Below are 18,032 nucleotides of genomic sequence, written 5' to 3'. Positions count from 1 at the left end.
GATAAGGACATTAATCGGTTTGCAAAACGTTTGGTCCGCCATGGTTGGAGATTCAAGCAAGGTAGGAAACATGGAAAATTGCTGCCTCCAGAGTCCCCGGAAATGGTCGTGATTCCATCGACTCCCAGCAAGAAGAGGGCGCTGCAGGAGATGGAGTCAACTGTAAAAAGGATAGCCCGCCGGGGTTGAGAGTCAGCGGCTGCCCGGAATATGGTAGCCTCACAATCATTTCTGGCGTCGGAAAGTCGGCCCCAAAGTAAAGAGCGCGGCTTTAAGCTGCCATGCAGCAATTGCTGACTGATCGGGAACGACTCTGAGAGCTATACAGGGAGGACGCAGCTTATGCCTGATGTAAATGAAACAATTATCAAGTGGCTCCATGGTCAGCAAGACTGGCTACAACAAGCAACTGAGACACTGCTCACTGACGGATGTCTATCCGACGCGAAGCTTGATGAGTTGGTCGCCTATCTCAAAACATCTGAGGGACAGGCGGTTACAAACCACCGGCAATTCGATGGCCTTGCCACTCATGCAACCGCTGCCGGGGAGTTGCGACTCACTGAGATCGGTGACATTAGCGGAATTGAAAATCTTGCACCCAGGCAGCCTCTGAACTTCGGTAAGGGGAATCTGTGTGTGATCTATGGGCATAACGGCTCAGGCAAATCCGGTTACACGCGCCTGCTAACGAAAGTTTGCGGAAAACCACGAGCAAACGACCTCAAACCCAATGTGTTCGAAGCGCCGCCTGCTGAGCGCCGTTGTAAGGTCAGCTATTCTGAAAACGGGGAACCAAGCAATGTGGAGTGGCCAGCGAATAGCGCACCGATTGATGCCCTTCGATCTGTTGATATTTTCGACGCCGAAACTGCGGTTGCCTATCTCACGGAGGAAACAGCGGCCACCTACACGCCGCCTTCCGTTATTCTTTTTGAGGAGCTGGTCAGTGTATGCAACCGAATCAAAGAGAAGCTCCAATCTGAGCAGGAAACCCTGGTTAGTGCATTGCCACGGTTGCCTAGCGAATATTCGGCAACGCAGGCAGGCGATGCTTATCGCGGGTTGAAGTCGACCACGACCGAGGCAGATATAGAGCCCATCCTCCAATGGGAACCATACGACCAGATAACCCTGGATCAATTGGGGGAGCGTTTAGAAGCAGCAGATCCAGGACAGTTGGCTCGCAGCAAACGAAATACTAAACAGCAGCTTGAGCAACTTGTGGCGAAGCTCAAAACTGCCATGACTGCATTCGGCAAAGACCGCCTTGATTCGATACGGTCGTTAAGAGCTGACGCAACCAATAAACGCCGTATGGCTTCAGAGGCAGCTAACGTAGGGTCTGCCGAGTTGGAGGGCGTTGGCGCGGACACTTGGCGCGCATTATGGGAAGCTGCACGAGCTTATTCCCAAACCGTCTATCCTGGGCAACAGTACCCTGTTACAGACGATGCACGATGTGTTTTGTGTCATCAGGAACTGGGGGAGCAAGCGCAGCGGCGGCTGCTGGATTTCGAAAGTTTCGTGCAAGGCCGGTTGGAGACCGAAGCTAATGCGGCAGAACAGTCCTATCGACAGGCTTTGGCGGACTTGCCCTTGGGGCTGACAGAGGAACAGTCTGCAACAGCCTCTCAGGCGACCGGGTTGAGCGACGGTCCATGGGAAACAAGGCTCATGGAATCGTGGCGTAAAATCGCCAATACGCGGACTGGGCTTTTGGACCATGAGTCCAACAGCAATGTAGAGCCGGTGGATTGGCCGACCGATATCATTGAGGAATTGAGCAATCGGGCTCAAACACTTGAGCGTGAGGCCGCACAGCACGATGAAGACGGAAAATATTTTGATCGTGCCCACGCCGCCAAAGAAAAGCTAAACCTCGAGGCTCGAAAATGGACCGCGCAGCAGGCTGCAGCTATTCGTACCGAGCTTGAACGCCTTCGTAAAGTGGCGACCTACGAAAACTGGAAGCGATCCACTAACTCCCAAGGTATTTCTCGCAAGGCGGGGGAAATTGGCGAGCAGGTTATTACTCAGATGTTCGTGGATCGTTTTAATCGCGAGCTGAAAGCCTTGGGCGCCTCCCGGATAAAGGTTGAGCTTAGTAAATCGCGCACAACAAGGGGAAAATCGCTCCACAAGCTTCGGCTGAAGGGATCGCAAACTGGCCGAGATTTACCGGAGTCGGTATTAAGTGAGGGGGAGCGCCGGGTTGTGGGATTGGCAGCGTTCCTCGCGGATGTCGCAGAGCAGCCTCATGCTGCCCCCTTTGTCTTCGACGATCCGATCTCTTCCCTTGATCATGATTACGAGTGGCATGTGGCCGTTCGGCTCGCTGAGTTGGCGCGGACTCGGCAGGTGCTCGTATTCACGCATCGGCTATCGCTATACGGGTCCATGGAAGATGCTGCTAAGAAGCTTGGTGATGCTTGGAAAAAAGATCATCTGCAGCAGCTTTGTATCGAATCTTTTTCTGGTACGACAGGCCACCCGGCGAATCAAGCGGTATGGAATGCCAATACCAAAAAAGCCAACAACATCCTATTGCAACGGCTCGATGACGCCAAGAAAGTAGGTGAAGCCTCTGGGGCGGAAGCCTACAGGAGTTTGGCTCAAGGGATATGCAGTGACTTTCGAAAATTACTGGAGCGCACAGTCGAAGACGACCTCCTAAATCAAGTTGTAAGGCGCCATCGCCGCAGCGTTACGACGGACAATCGATTAGCCCCATTGCCGTTGATTAGTCATGAAGATTGTCAGTTTATTGATGACATGATGACCAAGTATTCCTGCTACGAGCATAGTCAGTCATCGGAGGTGCCGGTCTTTATTCCAGAGGCAGATGAGTTGCGAGCCGATATCGAGTTATTGAAAACATGGCGAGAGAGTTTTCGCAAGCGCCCCGAAGGAAGCATTGCTAGTGCCTGAGCATAGTCCCGTTACAGTAAGCGTGCGAAGTTTCGTCGAGTTCTTTGATGAATCTTCTTTACCGGTGGCAGTCGATACCTATCAGCGAGGCTTTGTGTGGGACCTGGAGAAGGTGACGCAGCTTGCGGAGGACCTGGTGGCGTATGAGGAACTGGGTGAGGAGGCTCCGCCCTATTACGTGGGCACGGTCTTGGTTCACCGCAGTCCGGCGAAGGGCAAGCGCTTTATTATCGACGGACAGCAACGGTTGACGGCTCTGAGCATCCTGTATCGTCAGCTAACGGGTTCCCTGCCGGAACAGTTTGCCATGACGTATTCTTCGCGATCGGCGCGCCGCATTCGCTCGGCGGCAAAAACCTTTCAGCATCTGCGAAAACCCGGCAAAGAGATCTTTAAACGGATTCGCTTCACCATTATCGAAGTCGATCGGGTAGATCTGGCCTTTACCTTCTTTGACACGCAGAACAATCGAGGTGTGCCTTTGCATGCGACCGATTTGCTCAAGGCCTATCACCTTCGTGCAATAGAGGGTGATGCGAGGGAGCGACTGCAAACGCTGTGTGCCAGCGGCTGGGAGCAAGTCCAGCAAAGCCGCACCGCACTCGGCCCGGAGGCGGAGGTCAAGGACTCTGCTCCGCGCCTGTTCAACCTGTTTCTATGGCGGGCAAGGTGTTGGACCGGCAAGCAACTGGGACCTGGTGGCCATGACGCGCTAATGGAGGCTTTCCAAAAAGATACTTGGCCGCTGACCGGCCCGGAAGATGGCATTCCGCTCTACCGTTCCCGTCAGAATCGCCTGGGCACCCATCTTCGGCTTGGTGAGGGCGGACAACGGAAAATCCAGACTCACCCGATCACCCTGAGCGAAAATGCGGCCGATCTGCCGTTCGCTATTCGCCAACCGGTGCATAGAGGAATCGGTTTTTTCCTTTATGCGGAGAAGTATGGTGCCTTGCTCCACTGGTTGTTGGCAGAAAAGGCCAATTCAGCAGAGCGGCGTAATTTTCAAACCATCTATACGGAGCTCATGGGGGCCAACTCCATATATCTGAGGGAAATCTTCGTCCTTGGGGCACTGATGTATGCGGATCAATTTGGCGAGGAGCGGTTGTGGGAGTTTGCACTCTGGTATGAACACGCGCTTGGAGCGATACGACTCGTGAAACAGCAGGTGCGTCACGAAGCGGCGAAGAATTTTTTTCGCGATGATGCGCTCAACCTCCTTGACGTCATCGCTGGGGCCTATCTCCCAGATCAAGTCATAGGGCATCTGAAACGACACCATCGACATGACAGGATCTATGCTGACGAGCAGATCGAAACCGGAAAAGGCGTGCAGGGGCGATACAAGCGGGCGGTATTGAGCTATTTCCAGATGCCATCCACAAACCTGAAGGGTAAAACTGAATGGATAGAGCAGTTGGTAAATATGGATCAGGAGGAGGTGAGGCATGTCCTATGATTCGCAACTTATCAGCCTGGCGGAGATCGTTGAAAAGGAAGAGTCCTGGACTTTCAATGTGCCTATCTATCAGCGCCTCTACGTGTGGGGAAGTGACCAGGTAAAAACCCTGCTTGATGATCTCGTCAACGCTTACGAGCGGGATGAAGACTTGTTTTTCTTGGGGGGGACGCTGGTAGTCGAACAGCCATCTAATCATGGACGGAAGTTTGAGCTCATCGATGGGCAGCAACGTTTTACTACCCTGTGGATGCTTTGTCATGTCTGGCGCGGGGCGCTTGAACCCTTTCTGACGGTCAAAGAAGGTCGACAGATTCTACCGCGTCTGGACTTTGCCATCCGCCCGACGGTCAATCGTTACCTGAGATCTTTGGTTTTCATCGGGCACGATGAGGAGGGGGAAGCGGCGAGGGAAACCAGCAAGATGCGGGAGGCCGTTGCGACCATGGAGGCGCTCTTCAAACGCCGAAGCCTTCCCGACGGTGTCAGCCTGGACGAGCATCTGGCGGGACTCAGTCGCTATGTTTTCGAGAAGGTTAAGCTGGTCTTTACCGTGGTTCCCACCGAAACCGATCTGAACAAGCTGTTCGAGGTGATCAACAATCGTGGCGTGCAACTCCAGCACCACGAGATTCTCAAGGCTCGGATGTTGGACGCTCTATCAGACCAGGAGCGTCAGGCTTATGCCATTTTATGGGACAGTTGCGCCGACATGGGAGAGTTTGTGGAACGCGGATTGGCGGCCAACTCCCCGCTAAGCGCTAAGGATGTCGCGCAGCTCTGCGACGCGGATGCGATGGTTCGTGATGCCGAGCCCCTGGCTAAGGCTGTGGCGGTACTCAAACGGCTCAATGCCACCGTCCAAGATCAGGGTTCGGCCGATGCTCTCGGGCTGGATGAGATTTTGATTTCTCATGAAGAGTGTGGGGAATTAGATAATGAGGATAAGGGCGAGCCCCAGGAGGGAACGACATGGATGCGAAGCATCGTTGGCTTCCCAATGTTTTTGCAACATGCTCTTCGTATCTGGCTGATCCGCGAGGGCCGACCGGATCTTCCGCGCATCTTGGATCGGGAGCTCCTGCAGCTGTTTGAAACGCATTTTTTTTATAACGGGACGGACATCGAGCAGGCCGAACGCTGTCGTTCCTTCATCAAGTTGCTCTGGGAGCTGCGCTACCTTTTTGACAAGCATGTCATCAAGTGGGTCGACCGTGGTGATGAAGAGATCCACATGATCAGCCCGCTCAGTTTAAGCAAAAGCGACGGAGCGCTTAGTTTGAGCCGTGGTCGGGAAAGCGAGAAGCAACAAGGATTCGGCTTGCTCCAGAGCATGCTTTATCACTCGCAGGAAATTACGACCCACTACTGGATCACGCCCTTGCTGAACTTTATCCATAAAGGCCGGCAAGAAGCAGAGAATTATTATGAATACCTCCGACACCTCGATACCCACCTTCTTGGATCAACCATAGAGGGAAGTCTGATTGAGCGGACAAAAACATTTCTGGACAAGCCTTGGTCTCGCCATGACTTGAACCACGAGGAGGAGCTCAGGAAGGAACATGGCGTCGAATTTCGGCACTACTGGTTCTATAAGCTGGAATTTGTTCTTTGGTATCTGTATCGGAACGAAAATGCCGGATGGCGTGACTTTCGTTTCACAGCCAAGAATTCTGTTGAGCATATTTCTCCCCAAAATCCAGTAAAGCAGGACGATAACCGCGTGGAGAAAATGCTGCATCGTTTCGGCAATCTAGCGCTTGTCTCTCGAAGCTTGAATTCCGAATACAGTAACCTGCCTTTCAACGAAAAACGGCAAAGGTTCATTAACAACAACAAATCGACAGTGGATTCGCTGAAGATGAGCGTGATCTACAGGCACGAGACCTGGGGCGATACCTCCGCTCAAAAACACGAGAACGCTATGGTTTCAGCGTTTGACAAATACGCTGCAAGTTTGAAGTCAGGGGGTAACGCAGGTTGCCCCTAGTAGTGAGTTTAATTCTTGCCGTTAGCAGGCTACAGTTGAAACTGCTTGCGCCTCCAAAAAAGGAAGTAACTCATGACCATAACGGACTACCACGCCAAGTATTTCGCCTATGAGCTCACCAGGCAGCGCCGTGGTGGTGATGTTGGTCGTCTCACTCAGTCGTTGTTCGATGCTTCGGTAGATCTCAACCCTCACCAGATTGACGCTGCGTTATTCGCTCTACAGAACCCTCTGGTGAAAGGCGTGATTCTGGCGGATGAGGTGGGTTTGGGTAAAACCATCGAGGCAGCCCTGGTGCTGGCTCAGTACTGGGCAGAACGTAGACGGCGGTTGATCGTGGTATGCCCGGCTGCGCTGCGTAAGCAATGGGCGAACGAACTGGCAGAAAAGTTTCATTTGCCATCGCAGGTGTTGGATGCGCGAGCCTATAAAGAATTACGAAGACAAGGGACCGCAGATCCGTTCGACCAACCTGGCGTCAACGTTATTTCCTATAACTTTGCCGCCAAAATGTCGGATAAATTACGGCTTACTCCGTGGGATCTGGTTGTATTTGACGAGGCCCACAAACTCCGTAACGCCCACCGGGAAAGCCACCGCACCGGCCAGGCCATCAAGCAGTCGTTTGGTGCCTGCAACAAGTTGCTGCTGACCGCCACGCCCCTGCAAAACTCACTCATGGAGCTGTACGGCCTATCAACGGTTATCGACAGCCAGTTATTCGGTGATGCGCTCAGCTTCCGGCGCCAGTATCTCCGTGGTGGAGAAGATCTGGAGGGGCTGAAAGACCGACTTCAAGAGTTCACCAAGCGGACATTGCGCAAACAGGTTCTGGAATACATTCGGTATACGCAACGGCGTGCGATCACCATACCTTTTGCCCCGTCGGAAGATGAGCTGCGGCTCTACCATCTTGTGTCAGCCTATCTTCAGCGTGAAAACAGTTATGGCGTTCCGCTGCAACAGCGCCACCTGGTTACTTTGGTAGTCCGGAAGCTCCTTGCCTCTTCCACCAGCGCTATTATCAACACGCTGGAGACAATGATTGACCGGCTGAAACGGCTGGAGCAAGCGCAGGAAGATGAAGACAACTGGTTGGAAAAACTGATTGGGAGTGAAGATGTCGAAGACGAGCTCCTTGATGAAGCAGCCGATGAGGAGGGCGTATACGAGGCTGATGTTGAAGAGCAGAGTGAGCCCATACAGCTGGATCGTCTCCGTGGCGAAATTGCGGAGCTGGAGCAGTATTTAGATCTGGCTCACAAGATTACGGAAGACGCTAAATCAGCGGCCTTGCTGAATGCCCTTGAGCAAGGCTTCAGCCACATGACCGAAATGGGCGCTGAACGTAAAGCCGTGATCTTTACGGAAAGCCGGCGTACCCAGGAATACTTGCTGCAATTCCTGGAGCGCCATGGCTACCTTGGCAAGGTCGCAACGTTTAGCGGGACCAATAACTCAGCGACGACACAGGCAATTTATAAGCGTTGGTTAGCCCGGAATGAAGGCTCTGATCAAATCACCGGGAGTCCGGCGGTTGACCGTCGAACGGCGATTATTGATCACTTCCGGGATGACGCAGAAATACTGATCGCGACCGAGGCGGCGGCAGAGGGCGTAAACCTGCAGTTCTGCAGCCTGGTGGTGAATTACGATTTGCCTTGGAACCCTCAGCGTGTAGAGCAAAGGATCGGCCGCTGCCACCGTTACGGTCAAAAGTTCGATGTGGTTGTTATCAACTTTCTCAACCAGAAGAACGAAGCTGATCGGCGGGTACTTGAGCTGTTAAGCGATAAGTTCCATTTGTTTGATGGCCTGTTTGGTGCGTCGGATGAAGTGTTGGGCAGAATTGAATCTGGTGTCGATTTTGAGAAGCGCATTGCAGCTATCTATGACACGTGCCGCTCTCAGTCAGAGATAGAGCGGGCCTTTAATGAGCTTCAGAAAGAACTGGAAGAAAACATCAATCTGAGAATGCAGGAGACCCAGGAAAAGCTCCTGGAGCATTTTGATGCGCAAATCCACGACCTGCTCAAAATCCAGCGTGAGCGTGCTGAGCAACAGCTGGATCGGGTAAGTCGTTTATTTTGGCAACTGACCCGTCATCAACTGGCTCGGTTCGCCACTTTCGACGAAAAGCGTCTTGCCTTTGATCTGAAAGAAAGCCCCTTGGCCAAGGTGCCCTCAGGAGCTTATGAATTGATTCGCAAAGGCGAGAAGCCATCAGAGCATGCTCACCTCTACCGCTTGAGCCACCCGCTAGGTGAGTATGTTTTGGACACCGGGCGCAGACTGGAAACGCCGGTTACCGAAATGGTGTTCAACCTTTCCGGGCACGAAGCGAAGCTTTCCGCCCTCCAGAACCTGCCGGAAAAATCTGGGTGGCTAGAGCTTAATCTCCTGGAGTTGCAAAGTTTTCAGCAGGAAGAGCATCTGGTCTTTACCGCAATCACCGATGGTGGAACATTGCTGGATGAAGAGCAGTGCGAGCTCATCTTCCGGTTGCAAGGTGAGGCCTTATCCAGCAACTCGGATGGCCCTGAGGTTCAGCCCGATAGTCTTTTGACTGAAACCGTTACCCGACAGCTGGACGCTCGGCTCAGCCGGTTGTTGGATGAAAACAACCAATACTTTCAGCGAGAACGCTCAAAGCTTGAAGCCTGGGCGGATGATCAATTATTGAGCGCAGAACAAAAGCTAGAGGATACCCGGGCACGAATCAAAGAAGCCAAACGGCAGGCTAGAATGGCTGAGAGCGTTGAACAGCAGAAGCACGCCGAGGAGGAGCTGCAACGTTTGAGTCGGTTGCAGCGCAGGCAGCGACAGGAAATATTTGATGTTGAGGATGAAATTGAAGCCCGCCGAGATGCATTGATTGATGCCCTGGAAAGGCAAATGCATCAAAGCAGCAGCTCTCATCATCTGTTTCGCATTCGCTGGCGCCTGGAATAGAATCAAGGTCAAAACAAATTAGAGATTACCCCGGCATTTGTGGGAGAATTCCGCCCATTTTGATCTACCGGCAAGCCAGACTAGCTGGCCAGGTCGATTTGTCCGTACTGGACGTAGGTATCTGACGGGAAAGCTTAATCATGCCTAAGCTAGGTTATCTGAACCATCTCAAGCTGAGCGGTTTTCGTTCAATCAAGGAAATGGACCTGCCCCTTGGCCGGCTCAACGTCCTGATTGGGCCTAACGGCGCCGGGAAGTCCAACTTCATCAACTTCTTCCGCTTCATGAACAAGCTGCTCCAGAAAGATCTCCAGCTCTATGTGGCAGAGCAGGGTGGAGCTGATGCCGTTTTGCACTTTGGGCGGAAGCAAACGCCGGTACTCTCAGCCAATCTGAGATTTGATCCCAATTCCTACACTTGTGAACTGATGCCAACAAACGATGGTCGTCTGGTATTCCAGTCTGAAACCTGTCGTTTTGATGGCAACAAAATTGGGTATGGCGGCGGGCTTAAGCAAAAGAATTTGGCCGACCCTGGGGCAGCAGAATCAGGCCTGCCAAGGCCTAACACCGCGACCATTGCGGGCCACGTTGCTGGGTACATCGAAGATTGGAAGGTCTACCACTTCCACGACACCAGTAAAACTGCTGTTGTTAAGCAACCGTGCGAAGTTCAGGACAACGAACGCTTGAGAGAACAAGGTGAAAATCTCGCAGCGTTCCTGTTTGACGTTCAGGAACACCAACCAGAGTCATACCAGCGCATCGTTTCAACCATTCAGCGCGCGGCACCGTTTTTCCACGACTTCATCCTGGAGCCCGATCGTCACAACGACAGCAAAATCCGGCTCCGTTGGAAGCACAAGGGCAACGATGCTTATTTTGATGCCCATTCCTTGTCGGATGGGACTCTTCGCTTTATTTGCCTCGCAACACTGCTGCTTCAACCAAAGTTGCCGTCGGTGATCCTGTTGGATGAGCCGGAATTGGGCTTGCACCCGTACGCTATCCAGTTGCTGGGCTCCATGCTGCGGTCAGCCAGTGAGAACACGCAGATTATTGCGTCAACTCAGTCCGTAACGCTTGCCAACGAGTTTCAGCCAGAAAACGTGATTGTGGTAGAGCACAGGGACAACAACTCTCAGTTCCGGCGGCTTGACCCGAAAGCCTTTGAGTCCTGGTTGGAAGACTATCGCCTGGGCGACCTGTGGGAGAAAAACCTGCTTGGAGGCACGCCCCAATGATCAGGCTTGGAGTCAGTGTTGAGGGCGCAACGGAGCGGGAATTTGTCACCAGAGTTCTCGCTCCTTTTTTGAGCCAGCATGGCATCTTTGCCAGCCCGATAGACATGCGCGGGAAAGTGTCACTGGATCGCATCGGTAACGAGCTGAAACGGTTGATCCCGGCCTTCGATTACGTGACTACATTTTACGACTACTACGGCTTTCATAAACGCCCAGAGGGTGGCGTGGAAGCCGTTGAGCATGCCATTAAAGAGCTCCTGGAGCCGGGACAACGCCATCTGTTGCTGCCATACGTGCAGCTATACGAGTTCGAGGCTTTGGTGCTGGCTGCGCCAGACCAGGCAGAGAATACACTTGGCGTAAATGGCCTAGCCGAACAGCTGAGGCAAATCGTCACAACAGCAGGCGGCGCCGAAAATGTAAACGACGGCTATGAAACCTGCCCCTCCCGCCGAATTAAAGGCCTGGCTGCCGCCTACGACAAAAAGCTCCACGGCCCGGTAATACTTGAACAATCACTGGATGCCGTACGCAACCAGTGCCCCAGATTTAACGCTTGGGTTTCAAGCCTCCTCGAATTGGCCTGAATCTACCCCAACCTGCCAAGTTTGATCTTTTAACAGGGAATACCATGAGTAACGCGACACAGCAGTTCAAGGCCCAGCAACGTCGACAGAAATTTGCCGACCTTTTGCGCGAAATGTTCCAGCTGAATCAGCCAGAACTGGATTTCGGGCTCTATCGCATTATGCATGCCCGTAAAGACGACATTAATCGGTTTATTGATCAAGACCTGCCGAGAATCACTCAGGAAGCGTTCAGCCAATACGCTAGCCAAGATCAGGCACAGCTTGAAGCCGAGCTGGAAGAGCACATCAAGAGCGCGAAAGGCCTGGGGATGGACCCAGACGCGATTCCCAAGGTGCAGGAGCTCAAGCAGCAGTTGCAGGGTGGATTTGATCTCGCGCGGGAAGAGGGCGAAGTCTACGACGCATTGGTCACCTTCTTTAACCGTTACTACAACGAGGGCGACTTCCTGTCGCGCCGGGTATACAAAGACGGTACCTATGCGATTCCCTACCAGGGGGAAGAAGTGGTGCTGCACTGGGCCAACAAAGACCAGTACTACATTAAAAGCAGCGAAACCTTGCGGGATTACAGCTTCCGCCTGAACCCGGATGCCGGCCCCGGTGAAGATCCCATGCGGGTTCATTTCAAGCTGGTGGATGCGGAAGCCGGTGCAAAAGACAACAACAAAGAATCCGGTGATAGTCGTCGAGTTTTCGTGCTGGACGTAGAGAACCCGTTTGAGCTGATCACCGGTGAACCAACCGAGTACGGTGACCAGCACACCGAACTGCAATGTCGGTTCGTGTTTCGGCCGGCAACGGAAAGCGACTGGACAGAAGCCGAGAAGAAAAAGGCGACAGCTGCAGCCCAGAAGAAACCGCCGACACAAGATGCGCTCCGAGCGATTGCTGAAGAAAGGCTTTTGGGAGCGGCCTCGGATGTGCCGGAGTATTGGAAGAGTGCGCTGGCAAAGTCCTACCGTAAGGCTGATGGCAACCAAGCTGATTATTCAATGCTGGCTGGGCAACTGAATAACTACACCAAGAAGAATACGTTTGATTATTTCATCCACAAAGATCTCGCCGGATTTTTAACCCGGGAGCTGGATTTTTACATCAAGAATGAGCTCCTCGATTGGGAGGATATCGCCTCGTTAAAAAATGATACGGCAAGACTTGCCCCACTGCTCAGCAAGATTGAAGTGATTCGTTCGCTTGGAGAGAAGATCATCGCTTTCCTTGCGCAGTTGGAGAACTTTCAGAAGAAACTGTGGTTGAAAAAGAAGTTCGTAACCGAAACTAATTACTGTTTTACGCTAGATGTGCTGGCTGGCAATGACGGTCTTCTAGCAGAGATCTTTAGCAATAGTGATCAATTAAAAGAGTGGGAAGATCTCTATAAAATCGATTTGACCGATCTTCGGAAGTGTTTAGAAAAAGTAGGTTATTCAGGTGTTCTTGACAACCCGAAATACCGGTACCTTTTGGTCGATACTGCAAAATTTGATAAATCTTTTAAACAGGGTCTACTTGATTTTGTTGAGGGACTTGATGAGAAGTGTGATGGCGTTCTGATCAATGCAGAAAACTTCCAAGGGCTGTCTTTCTTGAAAGAGAGATATGCGTCAGAAGTCGGGTGCATTTATATAGATCCGCCATATAACACTGATGCCAGTGCCATAATGTATAAAAATGGATATAAATCATCAAGTTGGATTTCTTTGATGAATGACCGACTTCAGTTAGCAAGAGATTTGATGTGTCGTGATGGTGTTTTGGCGTCAGCTATAGATGATGAACAACAAAAGGAGCTCGCATTTCTATTAGAGTCGGTCTTCAGATCGGAGCTCCTGGGAGTGTTCTCTATCCGGTCCAACCCCTCAGGTCGACCGACCAAGACCGGATACTCTGTTTCGCATGAGTACAACCTTTTTGTGGGAAAGAGTGATGAGTCTAATATAAGTAGGCTGCCCCCGACCGACGCTCAGCTGTCTCGGTTCAGCGAGAAGGATGAATTTGGAATCTTCGAATGGAGAAATTTAAGAAGAGAAGGCTCGAACTCTGACCGAAGCGCAAGGCGCGCACTTTATTATCCAATCTATATCAGAGATGAAAAGGCTTATGTGCCAGAAATGTACTGGGAAGAGCAGGATAAGTCATGGGTCGTTACTGAAGATCCAAAGCCCACTGATTCAGTTGTTTGGCCGATTAACGACCAGGGGGATGAAAAAACGTGGAGATGGGAGAACTCGAAGGTCGCTTCATCACCAGGTCTAATTGGTATTCGAAAGGATCGATCAGGAAAAGACTATGTATATTACAAGAGGCGTCCAAATGATGACGGCGTAGTATCGGTCTCTTCTTGGTTTGACGCTAAGTATTCGGCAACTGAGCATGGTTCAGCGTTGATTAAGGATTTATTTGGAAATATGGCTTTTTCCTACCCGAAATCAATACATGCAGTTAAGGACACTGTTCATATTTCTGGTGGAAACAAAAAGGATGCTAAAGTTCTTGATTTCTTTGCCGGTTCAGGAACCACTGGCCATGCGGTCATTGATAAAAACAGAACCGATGGTGGAAATCGTAAATATATTTTGATCGAGATGGGAGAGCATTTCGATACTGTTATTATTCCTAGGCTGAAAAAGGTTTCGTATTCTGCCCGCTGGAAAGGTGGATTGCCTCAATTATCGGAAGATGGCACATTCGAATCCACATCACAGTTCTTCAAATATCTTCGACTTGAAAGCTACGAAGATTCTCTCAACAACTTGTCTCTAACCAAGTCGCCAAATCAACAAAAGATCTTTGGCGAGCTTTCAACGCCTCAGGTTCAAGCTGCCCGAGAAGCGTATTTTTTGAATTACATGCTTGAAGTCGAATCACGGGAATCTAACTCCCTTCTTAATGCTAGGAAGTTCTGGAATCCAGATCATTACGAGCTTAAAGTTTGCGCTTCTAATAGTGATCAAACTCGGTCTATAAATGTCGATTTGCTGGAAACCTTCAACTATCTCCTGGGCTTGGAAGTCGAACATATTGCCGCCCCCATTCACTTCGAGGCTGAGCTGAACCAAGGCGAATACGGCCGCTGGCAGGCGAAGGTTAAGCGCAGTGAAACCGGCAAGTGGTGGTTCCGAACCGTCTACGGCACGAATCGGACTGGGCAGCAGGTGCTGGTGGTATGGAGAAACCTGCCGTCGGTCATTGATGGAGAGGCCGATGGTATCCAGAAGGACAATGCTGTGCTGGATGCGGTACTGATCGAGAAGCTCTCTATTCGCCTGACCGAAAGCCAGGACGACGAGATCGACGTGCTGTACGTAAACGGTGACCACAACATCAGTATCCCCCGGTCCCGCAAGGGTGAACCCATGGAGCAGGCGCGTATCCAGCTGATCGAGGAAGCGTTCCATCGGCTGATGTTTGCTGACACCGAAGCGGTTCACTAAGGGGAATATCATGGCAGCACGGAAATCCGCCAAGGGCAGCAAACAGACGTTGCCCTTCCGCCATCACTTGGTGCTGAACCAGTGGTTGTTTTCTCTGTTCGGCTTCGATTCTCTCAGTGGCCAGTTTGATTTGGGAAACCGGGAAGCGCCAACGCTCGAGGCGTTCCGGGACCGTTTCCAGTTGATTGGCGAAACCAGCGGTCGTAATGCTGAGGGGGAGCACCTGCTGATTCAGAGAATCCGGGAGAATCTCAACGAAAATGCCAAGCTGAGCGATGAGCAACTCCTGGAGTACGACCGCCGGATAAAGCAGCTGACGGATACCATCAATAACGCTCGTATGACATCGGGTGAAGAGCCAATTGAGTGGAAGTACTTCCAGTACCTGACGCTGTTGTTCACTGAGATTTACCTCGACTATCTGTTCACTAAGCCGGATGAATTACTGGAGGCGCTCAATCATCAGATTGAGCGCTGGAATGAGCACTGGATTGTGGAGCAGGGCTTTAAGCATAAGGCACTGGAATTGCTGAACCCGGAAGACGATCTTTGGCCGCAACTCAATATGGTGGCCTATTGGAGCGCGACCGGGTCCGGCAAGACTCTGATCATGCATGCCAACATCCTGCAATATCGCTTCTACCTGCAGCGGTATGGTAAAGCCGGGGACATTAACAAGATTATTTTGCTGACCCCCAACGAGGGTCTTACGCAGCAGCACCTGCGTGATCTGGAGAAATCCGGAATCCGGGCCAGTGAGTTCTCTGCTCGTGGCGGTGATCTGTTTGCTCAGGATGTGATTGTTATCGACATCAACAAGCTCCGTGATAGCGAGAAGAAGAAAACGGTTGCTGTCGACTCTTTCGGCTCTCGCAACTTGTTGTTGGTGGACGAGGGTCATCGGGGAACAGCCAGTGGGGGTGGCAGCTGGTACGAATACCGGCAAAAATTGTGTTCGTTGGGTTTTTCCTTTGAATACTCCGCTACGTTTGCCCAGTCAGGCTCCAAACACGAGAACCTGCGCCAGACCTATACCAAGGCCATTCTGTTCGATTACTCCTACCGACATTTCTACGGGGATGGCTATGGTAAGCAATCCCAGATTCTGAACCTGCAGGCGAATCCCAATGCCCAGGATGAATTCCGATATCTGGTTGCATCGTTACTGAGCTACTACCAGCAATTGCGGTTGTTCGAAGAACACGGCGCAAGCTTCAAGCCCTTCAACCTGGAGAGGCCCCTGTGGGTGTTTGTCAGTTCCAAAGTGACGGCCGGGCTGTCCAGCGGTGAAGCTTCAGACACGGTTCAGGTGCTGGCGTTTATCGACCAGGTATTGCACAAGCAGGAGGAGACGGTTGCTGCCATTGATTACCTTCTGAAGCGCGGTATGGTTGCCAAGGGTGGTACCGATCTGTTGCATGGCCGATTCAATTACCTGAAAGAGCTTGGCGAAAGTGGGGATACGCTTTATCACGACCTGTTAGACCGGGTGTTCCACAGCAGTGGTGGTCGTCTCCACATCGAAAACATTACTGGCATTTCCGGCGAAATCGCGCTTCGAGCTGGCACTTCAGACACGCCTTTCGGTGTCATCAACGTGGGGGATGACTCAAAGCTGGTCAAACTCTGCGAGAAGCACGACCTGTTCACTCAGGATTCTCGTTTTAGCGAAAGCCTGTTCCATGGCATCAATACCGACGGTTCGCCGGTCAACCTACTGTTGGGCTCGAAGAAGTTCACCGAGGGTTGGAGCAGTTGGCGCGTTTCCAATATGACGTTGATGAACGTTGGCAGAAATGAGGGTGCCCAGATCATTCAGCTTTTCGGCCGTGGTGTGAGGTTGAAGGGATGGAAGACAACGCTGAAACGTTCTGCCGAGCTGGCAGCCGGATTGAAAGAGGCTGGCATAGAGCGGCCTGAGCACATCGGTGTCATGGAGACGTTGAATATTTTCGGGGTCAAGGCCGATTACATCGCGCAATTCAGAAAGGAGCTGCAAGAGGAAGAGATTCCGGTTAACGAAGGCCTGGAAGAATTCGTGCTTCCGCTGAAACCGATGAAGGATCTGCGCAAGGACCTCAATGTTGTTCGAGTAAAGGAAAGCATTGCCAATAAGGCCATTGGCGGTTCCGGTACGGCATTTCAGGAACTTGCCGAACAGGTAGTACTGAAGGCGCCAGGGGACCTGGAGCCGACTGAGATTGACTACTTTTGCAATCCGCCAAGGGTCAGTCTGGATTTCTATCCCCAGGTTGGACTGTTCGCAACCGACAAGAAGGGCGTTCAAAACACCGGTGCCAAAATCCAGCGTTTGAAGCCGACTCACATCGCGTTGCTGGATATGCAGCGCCTTTATTTCGAGCTGCTGGCATTCAAGCGGGACAAGCGTTGGTCGAACCTGACCATCACTCAGGATGTGGTGGAAAAGCTGCTCACAGACAACCGGTACGACTGGTACCGGCTTTATGCCCCTGATGAGGCCATGGAGCTGGGTCGGCTGGAGAAGATGACGCTGTGGCATGACATGGCGATCTCTCTGCTCAGAAAGTACTGTGAGCTGTTCTATGGCTTCCGTAGAAAGCAGTGGGAGGCGGACAAGCTTGAATACCGGCCTATTACTGAGAACCGGAAGTATTTGCCTGGTGTCAGCGAGGCGGCACCAGACGGCAGCTACACGATCACGCTGGACCGAGTACGGCATGACTCATTGATTAAGCAGCTGTCCAATCTCCGCGAAAGTATTGCTGAGGGGGATGTGGACTTCTGGAATCAGAAGGTTGCAGAAGGGCTGGAATTCATTTGGTGCGAACGACACTTCTATCAGCCTCTGCTGGCGTCGACCCAAGGCTTGGACTTCCAGGTAAGCCCGGTTTCACTGAACAAGGGTGAGGCTGATTTTGTGCGAGATGTACAGTCAGCCACAAAATCTGGTGCGTTTGAAGGCTACGAGGTCTACCTATTGCGGAACCAGACCGGGCAAGGTGCCGTAGGCGTGTTCGTCGACGGCGGCTTTTACCCGGACTTCATCTTGTGGCTAGTGAAAGGCCAGTCGCAAAAAGTCGTGTTCGTCGACCCGAAAGGCCTCCGCCATCACAAACCGGACGATTCCAAAGTTCGCTTCCATGAGACCATCAAAGATATCGAGCGAGACCTGCGCCAGCAGCAACCTGAGAACGCTGGAATCGAGCTACATGCCTTCCTGATCTCGGAAACCCACTCCTCCCAACTGGTAAGTCAGTGGAGGGATGCTGCGGGCCAGCCCGTGACACGGGAGCTTATGGAAAGCTGGAATATCCTCTTCCGGGAGGAAGATGACCGATATATTGAGAAGCTGGTTGAGAGCGTTTCTGCCGTTTAGAGGTGGAGTTAATTTGGGGTGTTGCCCGGGAATAGCGTTCAATTTCCGGGCTTTTTCCCTGAAAAGAA

At 51.9% G+C, this 18,032-nt stretch carries 8 protein-coding genes; all 8 read left to right on the top strand.

What is annotated here, in order from left to right; all coding sequences use genetic code 11:
- Positions 1-342: 342 nt before the first annotated feature.
- The 8 genes from ACESMW_RS01250 (at position 343) to ACESMW_RS01215 (ending at position 17,964) form a co-directional block, all read left to right on the top strand.
- On the top strand, positions 343-2,931 hold the full coding sequence (locus ACESMW_RS01250; protein ID WP_372985270.1) for an AAA family ATPase: 2,589 nt from the start codon (positions 343-345) through the stop codon (positions 2,929-2,931).
- Positions 2,924-4,393, top strand: coding sequence for a DUF262 domain-containing protein (locus ACESMW_RS01245; protein ID WP_372985269.1), 1,470 nt, complete (start codon positions 2,924-2,926; stop codon positions 4,391-4,393). The genes ACESMW_RS01250 and ACESMW_RS01245 overlap by 8 nt, the downstream gene beginning before the upstream one ends.
- Positions 4,383-6,386 carry a DUF262 domain-containing protein gene (locus ACESMW_RS01240; protein ID WP_372985268.1) on the top strand — a complete coding sequence of 668 codons (2,004 nt, stop codon included), beginning with the start codon at positions 4,383-4,385 and terminating at the stop codon, positions 6,384-6,386. The genes ACESMW_RS01245 and ACESMW_RS01240 overlap by 11 nt, the downstream gene beginning before the upstream one ends.
- Before the next feature lie 72 nt (positions 6,387-6,458).
- Positions 6,459-9,338, top strand: coding sequence for an SNF2-related protein (locus tag ACESMW_RS01235; RefSeq protein WP_372985267.1), 2,880 nt, complete (start codon positions 6,459-6,461; stop codon positions 9,336-9,338).
- 140 nt (positions 9,339-9,478) lie between these two features.
- Entirely contained in the window at positions 9,479-10,582 is a 1,104-nt protein-coding gene (locus ACESMW_RS01230; protein WP_372985266.1) for an AAA family ATPase, read from the top strand.
- Positions 10,579-11,169: a DUF4276 family protein gene (locus tag ACESMW_RS01225; RefSeq protein WP_372985265.1), complete on the top strand. Its 591-nt coding sequence runs from the start codon at positions 10,579-10,581 to the stop codon at positions 11,167-11,169. The genes ACESMW_RS01230 and ACESMW_RS01225 overlap by 4 nt, the downstream gene beginning before the upstream one ends.
- 44 nt (positions 11,170-11,213) lie before the next feature.
- On the top strand, positions 11,214-14,606 hold the full coding sequence (locus tag ACESMW_RS01220; protein ID WP_372985264.1) for a site-specific DNA-methyltransferase: 3,393 nt from the start codon (positions 11,214-11,216) through the stop codon (positions 14,604-14,606).
- The gene (locus ACESMW_RS01215) at positions 14,581-17,964 is read left to right on the top strand and encodes a DEAD/DEAH box helicase family protein (protein ID WP_372985263.1); all 3,384 of its coding nucleotides are present in this window, start codon (positions 14,581-14,583) and stop codon (positions 17,962-17,964) included. The genes ACESMW_RS01220 and ACESMW_RS01215 overlap by 26 nt, the downstream gene beginning before the upstream one ends.
- Positions 17,965-18,032 lie beyond the last annotated feature (68 nt).

Origin of the sequence: Marinobacter sp. (assembly GCF_041690455.1) — a bacterium.
Lineage (GTDB): Bacteria > Pseudomonadota > Gammaproteobacteria > Pseudomonadales > Oleiphilaceae > Marinobacter.
The sequence above is the reverse complement of the archived record's forward strand: the minus strand, read 5'-3'. Positions and strand labels throughout refer to the sequence as shown.